We start from the raw sequence: 17,534 nt of genomic DNA, 5'->3' as shown, positions 1-17,534 counted from the left end.
ATCTTTACCTCTCAGCAGGTATTGCCTTTAAGTATTGATGGATGGCCCGGGCCGCCCGTTTACCATGCTCAACCGCATGGACGGTCAGGTCTTCTCCTTTATCAATGCAGTCTCCACCGGCCCAGACATTAACCAGTGACGTACGAAATTGGTCGTCTGTTACTATGCGGTTGTCTTTTATCGCCGGGCTGTCACTGGTATTGGCAAATGAATCCACCAGCAAATGCTGGCCAATGGCCTTGTAGAGTGTGTCTGCCGGTAAGGTGGTCAGCTCACCGGTACCCTGTAATTGGCCGCTGGAATCGATCACAGTCTTTTCCAGCTGAATGGCGGTGATGCAGCCACCTTCAGTCTCCAGCGCTGAAGGCTGAACCCAGGTGAGGATTCGCACGCCATTATCCAGGGCGAAAGCCTGTTCATGGCCGGTTGCTGACATCTGTTCACGGCCGCGACGATAGGCAATGGTGACATCTTCTGCCCCCAGTCGTTTGCTTTGGCAGGCAATATCGATAGCGGTATTGCCCCCGCCAATAACCACTATACGTCGGCCGACAGGCAGTTGGCTCAGGTCATGACACTGACGAAGGATGGATATAGCGGGCAGGGCATCCTCAACGCCTTCTGCTGCTTCACCAGGAAGGCCTAATGAGTGGCAGCCGCCCAACCCGAGCCCGAGAAACACCCCGTCAAACTGCGCTCGCAGTTGATCCAGGCTGAGATTTTGCCCAAGCTGGCAGCCATATTCCGGACAGATACCACCAATTTCCATAATGAAGTCCACTTCCTGCCGGGCATAGCTATCCACCAGTTTGTAATAGGCGATGCCGAACTCATTCAGGCCTCCGGGCTTTTCCCGGGCATCAAACAAGGTAATGTTGTGGCCTTGGCGGGCCAGATAATGCGCACAGGAGAGTCCTGCCGGGCCGGCACCCACAACAGCAATGGTTTTTCCTGTTTCAGGCAGACGGGTAAATGGATGGTCACCTGACTGCCGGTTATCGATGGCGTAGCGCTGCAGCAGACCGATCTTCACCGGACGGCACTCTGGCTGATGATTTCTGACACAGGCCTGTTCGCAGAGAACCTCGGTTGGGCAGACCCGGGCACAGCTTCCTCCGAGGATATTGGCATCCAGAATGGCCTGTGCGGCACCATCAATATTGTCGGTGGCGATACGGTTGATAAAGGAGGGAATATTGATACCAGTGGGACAGGCCGGGATACAGGGTGCCGCTTCGCAGTAGAGGCAGCGGCTGGCTTCAATATGAGCCTGGTAATCACTGAGGGCAGGTTTGATATCGGCAAAGTTGCGACGGTACTCTTCTGCTGGAAGCCTGCCACTGTGGATATCGGGTCTATTCATGGCGGTTAATCCTCATCAAGTGTAAGAAGACTAGCAGTCAGAATTCATTCGGAAAGCATGCCGGTATATGACTATATCTGGCCGTGTAAGACGAATTTATAATCTACAATCAAATAACCCTTTTTCTGCGTAGATTCGTTAATGCTGCTCTATATTCTCGACCTTTTTGGTACTGCGGTATTTGCCATCAGCGGTGTCTGGCTGGCCTGCCGGAAAGACATGGATCTGTTTGGTGCAATGGTGCTTGCCTTTGTGACTGCCGTCGGGGGCGGAACTATTCGAGACGTTTTACTCTCCTCTACGCCCGTCTTCTGGATACAAGATACCCTCTACCTGCTGGTTATTCTGGCTACCACGCTGTTTGCTATTGTGGTTCGCCAATGGCATGAGCGCAGCAAGTGGATTCTTCAGGTTTCCGACGCCCTGGGGCTGGCGGTCTTTGTGGTCATCGGTGTGACCAAGTCCTTGTCATTTGGTGTAGAGCCAATGGTCGCTGTGATGATGGGGGTATTAACCGGCTGTGGTGGTGGTGCCATTCGGGATATGCTGGCCGGTGAGATTCCCATGGTACTGAGAAAGGAGATCTACGCATCCGCTGCCATGGCAGGAGGCGCGGTGTTCATATTGCTGGAGCCATTGCTCAATAACATAAACCACACGTCAATTGTTGCAGCTGCAGTTGTTCTTCTTCTCAGGTTGATGGCGGTGTATAAGGGGTTGTCGTTGCCGAGATTTGGGTTGCCTGTGTAGGGGGGGGGTTGGGGCAGCTTCTGCATTTCTACAGACGTTGTCCGTTGCCCGTAAAAGCTGGGACCGCTTGCGCTTTTGCGGGGAACGGGAGGCGGGTAACGGGCGGCGACCCTCAGATATCAGAACCCCCAATACTTCCTGACGATTTCAAGATAATTGGGCCAGTCTTTTTCCAAATACCCCTTCAGAAAATCCACTCTTTGCTCTGCTTTTTCCAGTAATCTTTTCGGATGTCTTATGTAGGCAGGCTGGTCTTCATCCTGAAAAGTGTCATACCCTTCAAGGCCCAGCGTTTTGTGACAATCCATGATGAACTGGCCATTGAGATTATTGTTCTGGTCCACTTCAACACAGCCGGAACGGACGGTATCCAGATAGGACATGGCGATTTTCTTTTCAGTTTCTTCCGGGCCAACGTACAACTCGGATTTGGGAAGGTAGGCATAAATCTCCGCGTCATTATGGGTTCCGAAAACCTTATTTCTGTGATCCTCACGGTAAAATGAGACTTTGTCTTTGGCTATTTTTACCCGATTGTACGACCCTTCCCGCAGGTCAAACGCTGGCAGGTCTTTGATTTTCACACCAAAGAGTAAGCCATTAACGGAATCTCCGGGGGATACTTCAATATTCAGTGCTCTCTGTGAAGCTTTTGCTATCCAGAGATTCCACTTTCTGGCCATGTCATGAACCTTCACCGGCAGGTACTCGGCACCTTCGGCGTCTGCTGCGGTAGCGGTGCGGGCAAGCGTAGACATCAGGCTGCCGTAGCCAAATATCCAGACTGTGTCATTGTCAGCTGCCAGGGTCAGGTTGCTGGTCATCAGGGATAACAGTAGCGTAAAAAGAGTGTGTCTGGTCGATCTCATGGAAATAATCTGCCTTGTTAATTATTGCTCTAAAAGATTTTTTACCGTCCCAAGATTAGCTGATCGACGGGATAGATCACTAACAACCCCGTTAGCGTCAGTAACGGGAAATGGCAGTTTTGAATTTGTCAGTGTTTCTGTCTGGCAGCATCAGCTCTCGGCATCGTGTTGCCCGAGAGCCCAGAGGATATGCTCCTGAACCAGCGCTGATGGGTATTCCAGGCGACTTTTCAGAGCTTTAATGATGGCGTCATTGCCCGGAGCATTGCCCAGTGCCACGGCGATGTTACGCAGCCAACTTTCATAGCCCGCCCTGCGGATAGGCGAGCCGGCGGTTCGTTCCAGAAACTGTTCTTCGCTCCAGTGGAAAAGATCCACCAGATCACTGTCGTCCAGATGATGACGAGGTTGAAAGTCCGGCTCCCGGGTTGGCTTGGCAAAACGGTTCCAGGGGCAGGCCAGCTGACAGTCATCACAGCCATAGATACGATTGCCCATCAGGGGGCGCAGTTCTTCAGGAATGGGGCCTTTGTTTTCGATGGTCAGGTAAGAGATACAGCGACGGGCATCAACCTTATAGGGAGCCACAATGGCCCGGGTTGGGCATTTGTCCATGCAGGAGGTACAGCGTCCGCAGTGATTATTCTCGTAAGGTTTATCTAAAGGCAGCGGGAGGTTGGTGAACAGTTCGCCAAGAAAGAAAAATGAACCAGCCTGACGGTTCAGTATCAGTGAGTGCTTGCCCATCCAGCCAAGCCCTGCCTGTTGCGCCAATGGGCGCTCCATCACCGGCGCACTGTCGACAAAGGCACGATAGCCATGTTCACCAACGGCTGCTTCAATCTGCCTGCCCAGTTGGGTGAGCCGTTTGCGGATTAACTTATGGTAGTCCCGGCCCAGGGCATAGCGGGAGACATAGGCTTTTTCCGGTTCGTTGAGCAGTTTGACGGTTTCAGTATCCGCTGGCAGGTAATCCATGCGTGCAGAAATCACTCTTAATGTGCCAGGGTGGAGTTGCTCCGGGTGTGCCCGCAGCTCCCGGTGTTGGGCCATATAGGCCATATCGCCGTGATATCCTTTAGCCAGCCAGGCTTGGAGATGCTCAAGATCATGGTCAGGTATTCTGGCTTCGGTAATGCCAATCGCCTGAAAGCCAAGCTCTCTGGCCCAGGTGTGAATTTTTTCAACGAGTTTTTCCATTTCCGGTGCTGGCGATGAGTCCGTCAATGTGGTTAAAGTGAATGGTAAAGATAACGGTTCAGACACTGAATCGGTTCAATTCTTTATAGCAGGTCGTTTATTGCAGATCATTTGGCACAGTTTGAATGCAAAATACAATCTCTATTGTATCATCGCGGGCATGCTTATGAATAAGAGCTTACCAGAGTCTCTCTACACAGCTGAGCAGGTTCGGCAACTGGATCATGTGGCCATCCACCAGCAAGGCATCCCGGGTTTTGAGCTGATGACCAGAGCGGCCCGAACGGTGTTATCGACGATTGTCCGCTACTGGCCAGAAGCCGGGACCCTGCTGGTATTGTGTGGGGCTGGCAACAATGGCGGCGATGGCTATATGGTTGCCAAACTGGCAAAAGAGGGGGGACTGGGGGTTTCGGTACTGACTGTTAAAAATCCGGCAGAGCTTAAAGGCGATGCCCTGACTGCCTGGCAGGCCTGCGTGGAGGCTGGCGTGGTTATTCGACCTTACGACAGTGAGCAGTCCCTGGGTGCGGATGTGGTTGTCGATGCCATGCTCGGTACCGGGCTTTCCGGTCAGGTGCGGGGCGACTATCGGGATGCCATCAAACGGCTGAATCATCTTGAAAGTCCGGTGTGTGCCGTGGATATTCCGTCGGGTCTCTGTGCTGATACTGGAGTTCCATTGGGAGCGGCAGTCAAGGCCAAAGTTACCGTCTCTTTTATTGGGCTGAAGCGGGGGCTGATGACAGGTTTTGGACCAGAGTACTGTGGCGAGCTGGTCTTTAACGACCTGGGCGTGCCTGAAGCGGTCTATCAAACCGTTCCTTCTGACTGTCGACGAATTTCTCCGGGGCAGTTTCGTGGCTGGCTGTCACCCAGAAGCCGTGTCGCCCATAAAGGTGATTTTGGGCATGTGCTGCTTATCGGTGGTAACAAAGGGATGCCGGGAGCGATCATCATGGCTGCTGAGTCCGCCATCCACTGTGGTGCTGGCCGTGTTACGGTGGTTACCCGAAAGCGACACCTTGCTGCGTTGGCTGTTCGCTGTCCAGAGGTGATGGGGGTGTCGGTATCTGTAAACAGCCGATCAGGTCTTGATGCTCTCGCTGAAGGAAAGAATGCCATGGTTATCGGTCCCGGCCTGGGCAGAGATGACTGGGGGCTGAAGCTGTTGAAGGATGCCCTGGCGGTGGAGTGCCCGGTGGTGCTGGATGCCGATGCACTGAACCTGATATCGGATCATCCACAATTGCTAAATGGACGAAAGTCTCCGATTATTTTCACCCCTCATCCTGGGGAGCTGGCCCGTCTATCGGGTTTGGATATTCCAACGATTCAGAACAATCGATTTGCTGCCCTGGTAGACAGCCATCGACAATTAACCGCTTTTATTGGCGAGCATGCAGCACAGAGGCAACGGGATATTGTCCTGCTACTGAAAGGGGCGGGAACGCTGATTTTTGCTGGCCAGAACACTGCGCTGTGCCCTGATGGCAACCCGGGTATGGCGGTGGCCGGTATGGGAGATGTGCTCAGTGGCGTTATTGGCGCACTGCTCGCACAGGGGCTGGAACCTTTCAAGGCTGCCCAAATGGCGGCCTGGCTGCATGCATCTGCCGCGGATGAGGTGGTTGCCAGTCAGGGTCAAACTGGCTTACGGGCAACGGAGTTGATTCCGGTGATTCGACAACGATTGAATTTTATTATTGGTCATTAAGGGTCAGGCATTGGTAACTGGCTGTGGAAAGGCTTATGCAAGGCAGATATGAACTGCTGATAGAAAATGAAGACGCCATGGTGGTTCTGGGGGGGCATCTGGCAGAAGCCCTGGGTGACCGGGGAATGGTTTTTCTGCACGGTGATCTTGGCGCGGGTAAAACCACGTTCTGCAGGGGAGTCCTTCGGCATCTCGGTCATCAGGGCGCCGTAAAGAGCCCGACCTATACGCTGGTGGAGCCTTACGAGGTCAATAACCACAAGGTTTACCATTTTGATCTTTATCGCCTTGCCGATCCTGAGGAGTTGGAGTTTATTGGCGGCCGGGACTATTTCAGTGAAGCGGCGCTTTGTCTGGTTGAATGGCCATCCCGCGGACAGGGGGAATTGCCAGAGGCTGACCTGGACATTACTTTTGTCTATCATTTTTTTGACAAGGGTGCTGATAAGAGCGCTGACAAGAGTGATTTGCCTGGAAGGAAAGCGACGATTGTCGCAGGTACTGATAAAGGGATGAGAGCGCTGGAAACCATAATAGCGCTTCAGGGGGGCGGATGAGTCAGGGAACAGGGATTGTTCGCCGGGGCCTGGCTATGCTTTGCATAAAAAAATGGGCAGCAATACTGACCGGTAAAAAAGCCCCCGCTTCAAATGAAGTTACCCCGGTATTTTCAGGGGGGAGACGCCATTTCGTCAAACAGCTGGGTATTCTGGCAGTGGGGCTTTCCACCCTGAAGGCCCAGGTAGCCGAAGCGGTCTATAAGCTGATTAAAAATGTCAGACTCTGGCGGTCACCGGATAAAACACGACTTGTGTTCGATGTATCCGATGCGGTTAAGCACAACAAATTCCATCTGAGTAACCCCAGCCGACTGGTTATTGATGTTGGTGGCGCCCGGCTCAATGGTTCATTCGGTAGCCTGCAGCTGAAAGATACGCCGATTAAAAAGATCCGCCATGGCACCCGTAATCAGCATGACTTGCGCATCGTGCTGGATCTCAGTGAAAAGGTGTCCAGCAACAGTTTTCTGCTTAAACCCAATGCGACGTATGGCCACCGTCTGGTAGTTGACCTGTTTGATGATCAGGGCAGCAAGCCAAAGCCAGTGGTAAAACCGAAACCCGCTGGTTATCGGGATATTGTCGTGGCGATAGATGCAGGCCACGGTGGAGAAGACCCGGGAGCCATTGGCTACGGTGGTGGTTATGAGAAGCATGTAACCCTGGCGATAGCAAAAGAGCTGGCAGCCCTGCTGGGTAGAGAAAAGGGGTTCCGGCCTGTTCTGGTTCGCACGGGTGATTATTATATTGATCTTCGTCGTCGTACCGGGATTGCCCGGGACAATAACGCCGATCTGTTTATCTCCATTCATGCGGATGGCTTTAAGGATCGTCGTGCCAAAGGGGCGTCTGTTTATGCCCTGTCACGCAGTGGTGCTACCTCGGAAACTGCCCGCTGGCTGGCCCAGAAAGAGAACGCATCGGATCAGATTGGCGGTGAAGATGGTATTTCCCTGGGAGATAAGGACGATATTCTGGCCGGAGTTCTGCTGGATCTGTCCATGACCTCAACACTATCGTCCAGTCTGGAAGTGGGTAATAAAGTGCTGGCCAATATGGGGCAGATTAACCAGCTTCATAAAAAACAGGTGGAGCAGGCCGGTTTTGTGGTGCTGAAATCGCCGGATATTCCATCCATTCTGATTGAAACCGGGTTTATCACCAATCCTGAAGAGGCGAGAAAACTGAAGAGCAGCAGTCATCAGAGAGCGATGGCAACAGCCATTTTCAATGGTGCCAGAAGTTGGTTCTACCAGAAGCCGCCACCCGACACACTGGTAGCCAAGTGGAAACAGGAAGGTACCCTTAATACCCGGCCATCACGGTATGTGATCAAGCCCGGGGATACGCTGTCAGAGATTGCCGATCAGTTTGATATCAGCATGAATGACCTGAAACGTGCGAACCGGCTATCCAGCGCCAATACCATTCGTGTGGGCCAGGTGCTTCAGATTCCTGATTGAGCTTGAGCAAGAATTTCAACAAACGCCTGCCGTTGCTCGCCCAGTCGGTTTAACAGGTATTCAAACCTGGAATCGGAGGTGCCAGTGCTTTTACCATCAGCCCTGGTCCCTCTGGCAATAGAGGGATCATTCAGGTGGCACTCCCTTATATGCCCCCTTTTTGCACACTGCGTGATTGGGATTATTACGAGGGCGCTTTTTCTGGGGTTCTTTTTGGAGTTCTTTTTGGCGCTTTGCGTGAGCGCGATTATTAGGGTAGCGCTCCAATTCCCGCTTCCTTCGGCGTTCAGCGTAAATGGGGTCATTCTTGTGGCGATCCCTTGAGCGCTTCTTCGCTTTGTCTGCGTAACCGGGTTCATTCTTGTAGCGCTCTCTCTTGCGCGCCCTCAGCGACTCTGCATAATCGGGATTATTCCGGTAGTGCTCCCTTCTGCGCTTCCTCTCGCGCTCTAGATAAGCAGGATCTTTGCGACGCTCCCTCATGCGCGCCCTCTGGCGCTCCCTCTGGCGCTCTTGATAAGCAGGATCTTTGCGAAGCTCCCTCATGCGCGCCCTCCGACGCTCATTTTTGTGTTCTGCGTCACCGGGATCTTTGTGAAGCTTCTTCGGGCGCTCAATTTTTGCAGAGTTACCATCTACCGACTTTTCTACCGGGGGCGTTTGTTTATCACTTGTCGTTTGATTCAGGTTTAGCGGGTTAACTACCGTAACCGGTTGTAAATCTTGTGGGCTGGAGGGGACGACTTGTGGGCTGGAGAGTACGACTTGTGGGCTGGAAGGTACGAAGGGAAGATGGGTTAACCGATAATCTGGATTCGCAGGACTTGCTGGTGTTGGCTCACTGACTCCAGCCGCACTTTCTGGTAAGGAAACCTGCTGAATAAATGGGATATTCAGCATTGTAGATCGCATATCGTTCACAGGTTCATTGCCAGAATTCCAGGGTATATCTCTATCAATAACCGTTTTTTGCATGTCAGGAGCATCAGTACCGAAAAAGCCTGTTGTATCGGTTAGGGATTCAATACCATATTCATTCAATAAATTAAGAGAATAATCGTCACTGTCGGATGCTTTTGATTGGTTATGGTATACCGGAAGAGGCATGCCCAATGCCTTAACCGATATGCCCTGGTACATCGGTGGTTGTCCACTGGAATCCGGTTCATACGTTTGTTCTAACAAATTTGGTGACCCTGAATAAAGATCGTAAAAGGCAATGTCGAATGAAGGCAGTTTATTTGGAAGATTCATTGAATTATAAGATTATTGAATTCTACCTTCAGACTGCTCCTTCTTTTAAAAGTTCCGCTCTTTAACTTATGTCAAACAATCATCCAGCCGGAAGGGCATATATCTATAAATATCAGGAATAGGTGATGCCTGAATCAGCAAGCAGGATTTTTGCCAAGGGTGAAACAGGGACGTTATTGTTGAGGGCACCGGCGCAAGCGGTCAACCACCGGCTCAGTGACCAATGGCTTTGATCACTTTTGATTCACCGCTGCCAACTGGCTGAAAAAAGCCTTGAAGGCCTGTTGGTGCTGGTTCAGCCATTGACTGTCCACCTGCCCGGAGCTGCACCAGTAATCCCTGAGTGCCTGCCATTCTGATCGCTTGTCCCAATGGATGCGCCCACCCAGACTTTGCCGACACGCCTCGTCCGCCAGTGCGAATACCTGTTTTTTGCTGGTGGGGCAGGGTGCATCAGCGGCGATCAGTTTGAACCGGGCCATGATGTCTTTCAGGTCCTGTGGCGTCAGCTCATAGTCTGTGGATACCAGTTTTCCGTACTCTGCCAGCAGCGGTTCCGTGAACCAGTGCTGAAGCCGTTGTTGCAGATGCTGCTGTAGCTGCGATGTTGGCTCAGACGGATGGTACTGGGTAATGGCTGTCAGCTGGTGGTTCAGGACCATGGCTTGCTGATGCACCGGTATCCCCTGGTAGTGGCGGTTACCGCCTGAGACCAGCAGGGCATCGTAAAGCAGACGCAGGCGATGGCCATGGTGGGGGCCATGGTAGTGAAGGTGGTTATCGGTGCCGTCCTGTAGTGGTAAATGATCAGCCTCCAGAGCCTCTTCGGGGCATATTGAGTGGATAATGGTGGCCATCTTTGCCAGGCCGCGGGCTGAGGGTCTGCCGAAAGTGGCGGGCAGAAGGTCGGCCAGGGCCGGTACCATATAACGGGCTAACGGCCAGAAGTTATCTGTCAGGTCCTGCGGGTGCTTCAGGGCAGGCATGGTGTTCAGGATGGCAATAATGCCATCGCTACCAATCCCTGCCATGGGATCCGGAAATAAGGCGCTGATCTGTGCTTTGACAAAACTGTAAATGGTCGTATTACCCCGCACCGGATGGGCCAGTAATTTGTTCAGGGCCTTGCGGCAGTGAAAGGAATCCAGGGTCTCGGCACGATCCAGACGCTGTTCAATGTGGAGCTGAGTCTCAAGCAGTGTCAGAAACTCAGAAGGCGCCTGAACCAGAAGTACCGGATAGCTTTTGTCCGGACTCAGGGGCAGTGTCCGGATGCGGTGCAAAAGGCGGGTTAATGGCCTGGTTGCATCGGTAATGCACAGCTGGCCAAATTCGCTGGCTATCTTATGAAAGGTATCGGTCTGTTGCAGGGTGTTTCCCTGAGCTGATAGATCGCTGAAAATAGCGTCAAAATTATGGGTGTTGATCACCCCACAGGTTTTGTCCGGTATCACCGCTGTGTTGTCTGCTGTCTGTTTGAACGCCCTGATAGTCGCTGCCGGGGTGTGGTTCTGCTGCAAAACCAACGATGCCGGTAGTTCAACCCTTTCGCCATTGGCGATGAAATAGCCTTGCTCAAGAATGTCAGACAAATGTTGCCAGAACCGACTCTGTGCATCCGGTGGGTCCACCAGACAGATGGTCACAGGTTCTGGCTGGCTGCTGATCATCCCTGTCCGGAAATACTGTTCTCCATGACGGTTGATGGCCGGGTTGCCAAACAGGCTGGCAAAGACATCCTGGCTAGGGCAGTTAATCAGCAAACTCCCGGCTTCCGGAGGCTCAGTGCGGTGGCTTACAGACCATGAGGGAAAAACGGCCTTATGGGGGGAATGAGTGGAATTGAAGGTTGCTGAAGAGGGTTCATGCAAGGCAAATATCCGGCGCCAGAAATCCGGCCCGGGAGCGGCAGGCTGGCGTATTAAATCCTCTCTGGCCAGAATAACCCGGCTGACCATCGTGCCGATGGGCGCGCCATCCAGCCGGGGCGGACTCTCCAGCAGCTCATTCAATGAGGCCAGTTGCCTCGGCCTGAGGTTGTCACAATCGACAATCAGAGTGATGGGCACTGACTGATAAATAAGCCCGGGACGCTCGGTTTTTTTTCCGGGAACGGGATAGCAGTGGAGCCTTCTTAACGCGTGATGATCCAGGTCATCCGGATGTCGGATAATAGAGTCAATAAATACAGCTGATGGAATCTTTCCAGAAATAAACGGTCATATAAATAATTGCGAATAATAATATCAATGGCAGGTTTGTCAGTATTCAGGAGGTTTGTATGAACGTTGTTGGAAATAGCGAAGCAGGACATTTTTTTTCGGCTATCCGGAATGCAGCAGAGAAAGTCGTCCATTCTGATCCGTGTCAGGTTTGTTTTAACGGTTTACGATCTGTGAAAGTCTCCCTGGCAAGTGTTTTCTGCCCCGAGCCGCCGACAGATTACCCAGCGGACATGACTCAGCCGCTGCTGAATGGCTATGTGACTGACCAACCAGGTCCAAACCCTAAGTGGATACCGATAGAACAGACCTGGCAAAACCATCCTGATGAATCACCGGATATAGATTTTCTGGACCCGAAAACGTGTGGTGAGTTTTATGAGTCTTTCGCTTACCGGTCTTTGACGCCATTACCCGATGTTCGCTTTCCTGAAGATGTTCACTTTCCTGAAGAAGAGTGACAACGAGTGTTCCTGTGCCGGGCTGTCTGAAAAAGAAGCCCGTAGCCTGTCTTTTGTCGATAGAAACAGATCAACTTCATACCCTCAGACCTGAAAAAATGCAAAGCATCTCCTGCCTTTGGTGCCGATTGCTTCAGGTAGCTGATACAATCTGTCCTGAAGGTAACATTTGATGGTTAGCTACTTATAAACCGGGAAAGTTCCTCCCTGTATTTTTGGATCCAATGATTGACCATGAAACCCATTCGTCTCCTTGATAATCGACTGGCTAACCAGATCGCTGCCGGTGAAGTGGTGGAGCGTCCTGCTTCAGTAGTCAAAGAGCTGCTGGAAAACAGCATTGATGCCGGTGCCGGGCGGCTGACGGTTGAGGTGGAAAATGGTGGCGTCAAGTTGATTCGTATCCGTGATGATGGTCACGGTATACCCCAGGATGAGTTAGCCCTGGCGCTGTCCCGCCACGCTACCAGTAAGATATCCGAACTGGAAGATCTGGAAGGGGTCGCTACCCTTGGATTTCGTGGGGAGGCGCTGGCCTCCATCAGCTCCGTTTCCAGACTTACCCTGACGTCTAATGTGGCAGAGCAGGCATCAGGCTGGCAGGCCAGGGTGGAAGGAAGGGATATGGAAGCGCAGGTGATGCCTGCGCCGCACCCGGTAGGGACCACCATAGAAGTCAAGGACCTGTTCTTCAATACGCCGGCCCGTCGCAAGTTTCTCCGTACTGAAAAGACCGAATTTTCGCACCTTGAAGAGGTGGTTAAACGCCTGGCCCTGTCCCGCTTCGATGTGGGCTTTACCCTTCGCCATAACCAGCGCAGTGTCCATCAGCTTCGTCCGGCGGTGACTCAGGCAGAAAAAGATCGTCGGGTCGCTGCACTTTGCAGTCCTAAATTTATTGAAAATGCGGTCATTATTGATGTTGCAGCCTCTGGCCTGAAACTGTATGGCTGGGTGGGGCTGCCTACGTTCTCCAGGGCCAGCGCAGACCTGCAGTACTTTTTCGTCAATGGTCGTGTTATTCGGGATAAGCTGGTGGCTCACGCCGTTCGCCAGGCCTACCGTGATGTGCTCTACAATGGACGTCATCCGACGTTTGTACTCTACCTGGAGCTGGACCCGGCCATGGTGGATGTCAATGTTCATCCCACCAAGCATGAAGTCCGTTTTCGTGATGGCAGAACGGTCCATAACTTTCTGTTCAGCACATTAAATCGTGCCCTGGGGGAAGTTCGCCCGGAAGATCAGCTGCCTCCCACCGTATTAACCAATCCGCCCCAACCCCCGGCATCGGGTATTGATGCCGGTGAGTTTCAGGGACAGGAAACCATTCGGCTTGCAGCAGCCCCGGCAGCATCCGGGGCCGGGCACTATGCCAATGAAAGCCCGGGTGGTGGTGGCAACCATGAGCGGCGCCCTGCCATATCGGAAGCGCCATCGCCCGGCCAGGTTAAACGACAGATAGAAGCCTACAGCCAGCTTTACGCCAACTCTGCCGAGCAGGTGAATGCCAGTCAGGCCAGGGCGGTGGATGAAAATGCCGTACAGGAATCCAGCGTCGCATTTTCAGCCCAGGCAGCTGTTCAGCCGGTGCCGGAAAATGATGCCCTGACACCGCCTTTGGGGTATGCCATTGCCCAGCTGAAAGGGATATATATTCTCTCTGAAAATGACCAGGGGCTGATTCTGGTGGATATGCATGCTGCTCATGAACGGATTACCTATGAGCGAATGAAACAAGCCTATCAGCAGCAGGGGGTTCGTGCTCAGCCATTGTTGGTGCCTAAGTCGGTATCGGTCAGTGAGCGTGAGGCAGACTGTGCAGAAGAACACCGTGAATACTTCTCCCGCCTGGGACTGACACTGGAGCGGATGGGGCCGGAAACGCTGTTGGTGCGCCAGATACCGGTGATGCTGCACAATGCTGATGTTGAAAAGCTGTTGAGAGATGTACTCTCAGACTTGATGCAACACGGTACCAGCGACCGCATTGAAGCGCATATCAATGAAATACTGGCCACCATGGCCTGCCATGGGTCGGTGCGGGCCAACAGAAAACTGTCCATTGAAGAAATGAATGCCCTGCTTCGGGATATGGAACAGACCGAGCGCAGCGGACAATGTAACCATGGTCGTCCAACGTGGACCATGCTCACTATGGATCAATTGGATAAGTTGTTTTTGAGAGGTCGTTAGGGGGGGCCAATCAATTGGTTGCATGGACAGGTCTCCCGTTTCCCGTTTCCCGTTTCCAGAGGGAGCATATTTATTTCTCCGGGGGCTGATAACAGGGCGTGGTGAAACGGGTAAATTATACAAGGCAGGGGCTAATTTACGGTTTTTTTACTTTCAGCAATCCACTGAAGGAATCGTTCACGGGTGGTTTCATCTGCCTGGCTGTACCAGTACTGAAGCATGCTTTCACTCATTGATTGAGCCGCAGCTGGTGCTGGCATGGGGGATGGTTGGGCAACCTGGTATGAGGTACCTTGCGGGGTAGCTATATAAACGGTTCCGGCCATTTCACGAACAGCAGCCGGGTTATCTGACAGGTTAAACTTCTGGATATCCTCGACAGTGTCTGTGCCGATTAAAAGGCCGGATTTATTAAGAACGCTGAATTCAAAGGGAATCGTTTGGCCTTTTGCATTGGTAATTGAGAATTGAGCCTTTGGCGACTGTGACAGTTTATCGGTATCTCTTGCTGTTTTCAGTTTCGGAGCGTTGATGGTGTAGGCCTGATCGCCAGACAGGTCAAATGTCATGATATACGGGCTGGTGGTAAACATTTTGGTGTCACCGCCGTCTCTCACCAGTGTTTTCAGCTGAAATACCAGCTGGTGACGGCCATTGCCAAGAGAGAGATCTTTCTTGCTGATCAGGTTACCGGCATCTTTACCATCAACAACCAGCAGCTTTGTTTTCTCGGGCAGTACCAGTGTATTGTCAGCAATAACTGGCATGGCCAGAGTGGATACCAACAGAGCACCCAACAGACGACGTACAAACATAAGGCAGTGTTCTCCTATCAATAATCTATCAATAATCTATCGATTATAGGTCGGTACAACTACCGGTTCGTATTGTTGTTTTCCGAATTTTTGGTATTGAACCATGGTCGGCGGGTCACTTATTGATAACCAGAGCATGGCTAAACTGGATCAATTGGGCGCTGATTTCCAATTGGGGGTTGAGAAGGTTTATATTTGCTGTCAATAACATAAGTAGCAATGCTGTGGAACAGTTTAAGAGTCTCTTCGTGGTTCTGGTAACTTCCTTCTTTTTGTGCTTTTTCAATCCAGGTCCTTAAGTTACGCAGTTCGTCCAGACTATTCAGTTCTCTAATTTCCTTGAGTGCCAGACCTTCCGATATTTCTCCTGAGCGAAATCGGATAATCAGTCGGCCACAGGGTTGGTTTTGGATAGATTGTAAGAAATCCTCGGATGACAAACGCTGAAATCCATTGTGGGGGAGGGGATACTGATCCCTCACCCGGGCTGTCTTTGGTATGTATCTGCGTTCCTGGCCTTCGGATACCGCAGTAATAACCCGTGCACTATTATCAATCAGTGTTCTGGCTATTTTTTTATTCCAGTTGGCGCTTTTTTCCTGGACAACTCGGTGGAATGTGCCAAAGGCACTGTTAATTTCTTTATCAAGCAACTGTTGCAAGGCTGCATGTTTAAGGATGATGATAGCCGCCTCCTCATCACTCATCGCGCCAAAAGGCCCTTTGTTGAGAAGTTCACTTCGCTGCCTGGCCTCCTCCAGGCTATTGCCGATCTCTTCCATTGATTTTATGGACTGGAGCAAATGATCAACCATTGGTTCCATCTGTCGCTTGGCCAGCGAGCGCAGGGTACCCACTTCCTCTCGTCCAGTCCTTAACCGTTTTCCGAACAACTGTCTTGTATAGTCAGGCTGCTTTTTAACAATTTTGGCCATGCGCTTTTCATTAATTTTTGTATTTTTATGATCGACAGCCATTTCAACGAAAAAGAAAGCGACAAAACACAACGCTCCATCCAAAGTCACCTTGGGAGCTTCAGGGGTTATATCGATGGCATGGCCTCTTTTCACTGCTATCTTGAAAATTTTTATCAGGTTACCATATAACGTTCCCTTGGCCTGCCTATAGACAAACTCCTGGGTCATCCATTTCAAAATCCCGGCCGACTGATAAGCCGCAGTTAATTTTTGGGGTTCAATTGGAGTATTGTCTGGCGCTGGCTGATCTTCAGCGCCTGGGGTACGATTCATCCAGTGGGGAATGATTCGTTGCAGCCAATTATCGTGGCTTGTTTTTATTTGATAGCCGTGAATAGTTAACTGTTTATTTCTGGAAACGTGCTTGAACAGTTCTTCCCTTCTTTCAGGGGGCATGTCTTTGAATTTTGAATTCCACAGGTTTTCCAGATCCTTTATATACCGGTTTTCAAGAATGGTGCGACTGATAACTACATTTTCAATAAGTTTGTCAAAGAAAAATAAATTGGCTTTCAGCTTTTTTCTTTGCTCAAAATACAGTGTTTTTTCTTTCTCTAACGCAACAGACTCTGGAAGTGTCTTGTTTTCTTTTTCTGCCATATTTTTGAGTTTTATCGCTTGTTTTTCGAGCTCGGCATAAGCGTTGTATATATCTGTAAAGGACTTATGTGTACATCGATAGCGAAGCTTCTTTATTAGTTCCTTTCTTTTCTTGTCATTTGCCTTATCAAAGTTGGTATGATCAAAATCAGCATATTTTTTTATTTGTTTAAGTCCTCTGAGCATCCTGACCCTGCGCCAGAGTTCTGTGCCAGAAGACCAGAAGATAAGGTAGCCAATATCGGTGACCACTCCGACAGCAATGGCAATACCAATGGCCATTCCAGCGGGTGGAAAAATAGCAGTGAGAATGGCACCGGCAATCAGGGCAAAGAAGGCAATAATCTGGCTTCGTTTGTTACGTAAGATGTATCTCTTTATTCTGTTGCCAGCCTCTGCAAGGTGTGTTTTTGAAAAAAAACGTTCTCCTGAAGCAAGTTTTTGAATATGCCTACGGTCTTCTTTCTCGATAAAATGACCTGTTTTCCCCGGCTCAGGTAACTGAGGTAGTTGTTGATGATTGAGTGCTGCATGGTCAATACTTTTTACTTTATTGCCTGTTGCTGATTTTTGTTCCTCAATGGGCAGGACCAGGTTATTTCTCAACTCTTTTTTAAATTCAAGTATTCGTTCAAAAGTGAATGTTTTTTCATCCTCTATACCCACTTTTTTTAATATATCTTTAATATATTTATGTTGTTGTTCAGGGCGTACTCCATATTGCTGTCTTCCCTGAAGTTGTTGTTGAAGGACTGGCAGCCTGGAGGTTTTTTCATACTGCATTGCCAGACGAATTTTTCTATGGATATGTGGCAATATTATTTGATGCAGGAAACCTTCAGGTGGTATTTCGCCTTGACGTAAATACTCATAGCCCATATCCATGCTACTGAGTTGAGAGGATTTGACGACAGCTTCCATCGTTTCTGTGCTGATGGTGATTTTCCCATCCGAAATACCCAGTCTGCCATCTTCTGATCGATGCAGTTTGATGGATCGGCCAACATGCAGTCTTAATGCAGCGAGTACTTTCTGTGGGTTTTCAGGATTGTATTTTGTCAGGTCGTCAACCAGGTCACTCACTTGC

Annotated in this window: 13 protein-coding genes; 6 read left to right on the top strand and 7 right to left on the bottom strand. The window is 50.8% G+C overall.

All coding sequences use genetic code 11. The annotated features are described in order from the left end of the window. Positions 1-4 precede the first annotated feature (4 nt). The gene (locus KDK13_RS15645; RefSeq protein WP_257285909.1) at positions 5-1,363 is read right to left on the bottom strand and encodes an NAD(P)-dependent oxidoreductase; all 1,359 of its coding nucleotides are present in this window, start codon (positions 1,361-1,363) and stop codon (positions 5-7) included. A gap of 141 nt (positions 1,364-1,504) precedes the next feature. Between KDK13_RS15645 and KDK13_RS15640 the strand changes: the two genes are divergently transcribed. Further along, positions 1,505-2,113 (top strand): trimeric intracellular cation channel family protein, encoded by a 609-nt coding sequence (locus KDK13_RS15640; RefSeq protein ID WP_257285908.1) that lies wholly within the window; start codon positions 1,505-1,507, stop codon positions 2,111-2,113. Positions 2,114-2,232: 119 nt separating this feature from the next. Here KDK13_RS15640 and KDK13_RS15635 read toward each other — a convergent pair whose 3' ends face one another. Both KDK13_RS15635 and queG read right to left on the bottom strand, forming a co-directional pair. Then, a complete protein-coding gene (locus KDK13_RS15635; protein WP_257285907.1) occupies positions 2,233-2,982 on the bottom strand; it encodes a gamma-glutamylcyclotransferase family protein in 750 nt (249 codons plus the stop codon). Between the two features lie 150 nt (positions 2,983-3,132). Continuing rightward, positions 3,133-4,182, bottom strand: coding sequence for a tRNA epoxyqueuosine(34) reductase QueG (gene queG, locus KDK13_RS15630; protein ID WP_257285928.1), 1,050 nt, complete (start codon positions 4,180-4,182; stop codon positions 3,133-3,135). Between the two features lie 166 nt (positions 4,183-4,348). On the opposite strand from queG, the gene KDK13_RS15625 reads away from it, so the two are divergent. Genes KDK13_RS15625 through KDK13_RS15615 form a run of 3 tightly spaced genes read left to right on the top strand, consistent with a single transcriptional unit; the run spans position 4,349 to position 7,922 of the window. Continuing rightward, positions 4,349-5,899, top strand: a complete 1,551-nt coding sequence (locus KDK13_RS15625; RefSeq protein WP_257285906.1) for an NAD(P)H-hydrate dehydratase — start codon at positions 4,349-4,351, stop codon at positions 5,897-5,899. Positions 5,900-5,934: 35 nt separating this feature from the next. Beyond that, positions 5,935-6,456: a tRNA (adenosine(37)-N6)-threonylcarbamoyltransferase complex ATPase subunit type 1 TsaE gene (gene tsaE, locus KDK13_RS15620; protein WP_257285905.1), complete on the top strand. Its 522-nt coding sequence runs from the start codon at positions 5,935-5,937 to the stop codon at positions 6,454-6,456. After that, complete coding sequence (locus KDK13_RS15615; protein ID WP_257285904.1) at positions 6,453-7,922, top strand: N-acetylmuramoyl-L-alanine amidase; 1,470 nt, start codon at positions 6,453-6,455, stop codon at positions 7,920-7,922. The genes tsaE and KDK13_RS15615 overlap by 4 nt, the downstream gene beginning before the upstream one ends. 126 nt (positions 7,923-8,048) lie before the next feature. Here the strand turns inward: KDK13_RS15615 and KDK13_RS15610 are convergent, their stop codons facing one another. Continuing rightward, entirely contained in the window at positions 8,049-9,107 is a 1,059-nt protein-coding gene (locus KDK13_RS15610) for a hypothetical protein (RefSeq protein WP_257285903.1), read from the bottom strand. A 302-nt stretch (positions 9,108-9,409) separates the two neighbouring features. Further along, complete coding sequence (locus KDK13_RS15605; RefSeq protein WP_257285902.1) at positions 9,410-11,245, bottom strand: hypothetical protein; 1,836 nt, start codon at positions 11,243-11,245, stop codon at positions 9,410-9,412. A 212-nt stretch (positions 11,246-11,457) separates the two neighbouring features. Here KDK13_RS15605 and KDK13_RS15600 point away from each other — a divergent pair, with 212 nt between their 5' ends. Together KDK13_RS15600 and mutL are read left to right on the top strand one after the other, a co-directional pair. After that, positions 11,458-11,859 carry a hypothetical protein gene (locus tag KDK13_RS15600; RefSeq protein ID WP_257285901.1) on the top strand — a complete coding sequence of 134 codons (402 nt, stop codon included), beginning with the start codon at positions 11,458-11,460 and terminating at the stop codon, positions 11,857-11,859. Between the two features lie 234 nt (positions 11,860-12,093). Next, on the top strand, positions 12,094-14,055 hold the full coding sequence (gene mutL / locus KDK13_RS15595) for a DNA mismatch repair endonuclease MutL (protein ID WP_257285900.1): 1,962 nt from the start codon (positions 12,094-12,096) through the stop codon (positions 14,053-14,055). Between the two features lie 131 nt (positions 14,056-14,186). Here mutL and KDK13_RS15590 read toward each other — a convergent pair whose 3' ends face one another. Beyond that, positions 14,187-14,870: a DUF2057 domain-containing protein gene (locus tag KDK13_RS15590; RefSeq protein ID WP_257285899.1), complete on the bottom strand. Its 684-nt coding sequence runs from the start codon at positions 14,868-14,870 to the stop codon at positions 14,187-14,189. A gap of 140 nt (positions 14,871-15,010) precedes the next feature. Next, positions 15,011-17,368, bottom strand: a complete 2,358-nt coding sequence (locus tag KDK13_RS15585; protein ID WP_257285898.1) for a hypothetical protein — start codon at positions 17,366-17,368, stop codon at positions 15,011-15,013. Positions 17,369-17,534: the final 166 nt, after the last annotated feature.

The organism is Endozoicomonas sp. SESOKO1 (assembly GCF_024606265.1).
GTDB lineage: Bacteria > Pseudomonadota > Gammaproteobacteria > Pseudomonadales > Endozoicomonadaceae > Endozoicomonas.
This window is presented reverse-complemented; position numbering and strand designations above follow the sequence as displayed.

Excerpts from the sequence above, each read along its gene's own strand:
- KDK13_RS15645 (WP_257285909.1), bottom strand. The coding sequence starts at position 1,363 with ATGAATAGACCCGATATCCACAGTGGCAGGCTTCCAGCAGAAGAGTAC.
- KDK13_RS15640 (WP_257285908.1), top strand. The coding sequence starts at position 1,505 with ATGCTGCTCTATATTCTCGACCTTTTTGGTACTGCGGTATTTGCCATC.
- KDK13_RS15635 (WP_257285907.1), bottom strand. The coding sequence starts at position 2,982 with ATGAGATCGACCAGACACACTCTTTTTACGCTACTGTTATCCCTGATG.
- queG (WP_257285928.1), bottom strand. The coding sequence starts at position 4,182 with ATGGAAAAACTCGTTGAAAAAATTCACACCTGGGCCAGAGAGCTTGGC.
- KDK13_RS15625 (WP_257285906.1), top strand. The coding sequence starts at position 4,349 with ATGAATAAGAGCTTACCAGAGTCTCTCTACACAGCTGAGCAGGTTCGG.
- tsaE (WP_257285905.1), top strand. The coding sequence starts at position 5,935 with ATGCAAGGCAGATATGAACTGCTGATAGAAAATGAAGACGCCATGGTG.
- KDK13_RS15615 (WP_257285904.1), top strand. The coding sequence starts at position 6,453 with ATGAGTCAGGGAACAGGGATTGTTCGCCGGGGCCTGGCTATGCTTTGC.
- KDK13_RS15600 (WP_257285901.1), top strand. The coding sequence starts at position 11,458 with ATGAACGTTGTTGGAAATAGCGAAGCAGGACATTTTTTTTCGGCTATC.
- mutL (WP_257285900.1), top strand. The coding sequence starts at position 12,094 with ATGAAACCCATTCGTCTCCTTGATAATCGACTGGCTAACCAGATCGCT.
- KDK13_RS15590 (WP_257285899.1), bottom strand. The coding sequence starts at position 14,870 with ATGTTTGTACGTCGTCTGTTGGGTGCTCTGTTGGTATCCACTCTGGCC.
- KDK13_RS15585 (WP_257285898.1), bottom strand. The coding sequence starts at position 17,368 with ATGGAAGCTGTCGTCAAATCCTCTCAACTCAGTAGCATGGATATGGGC.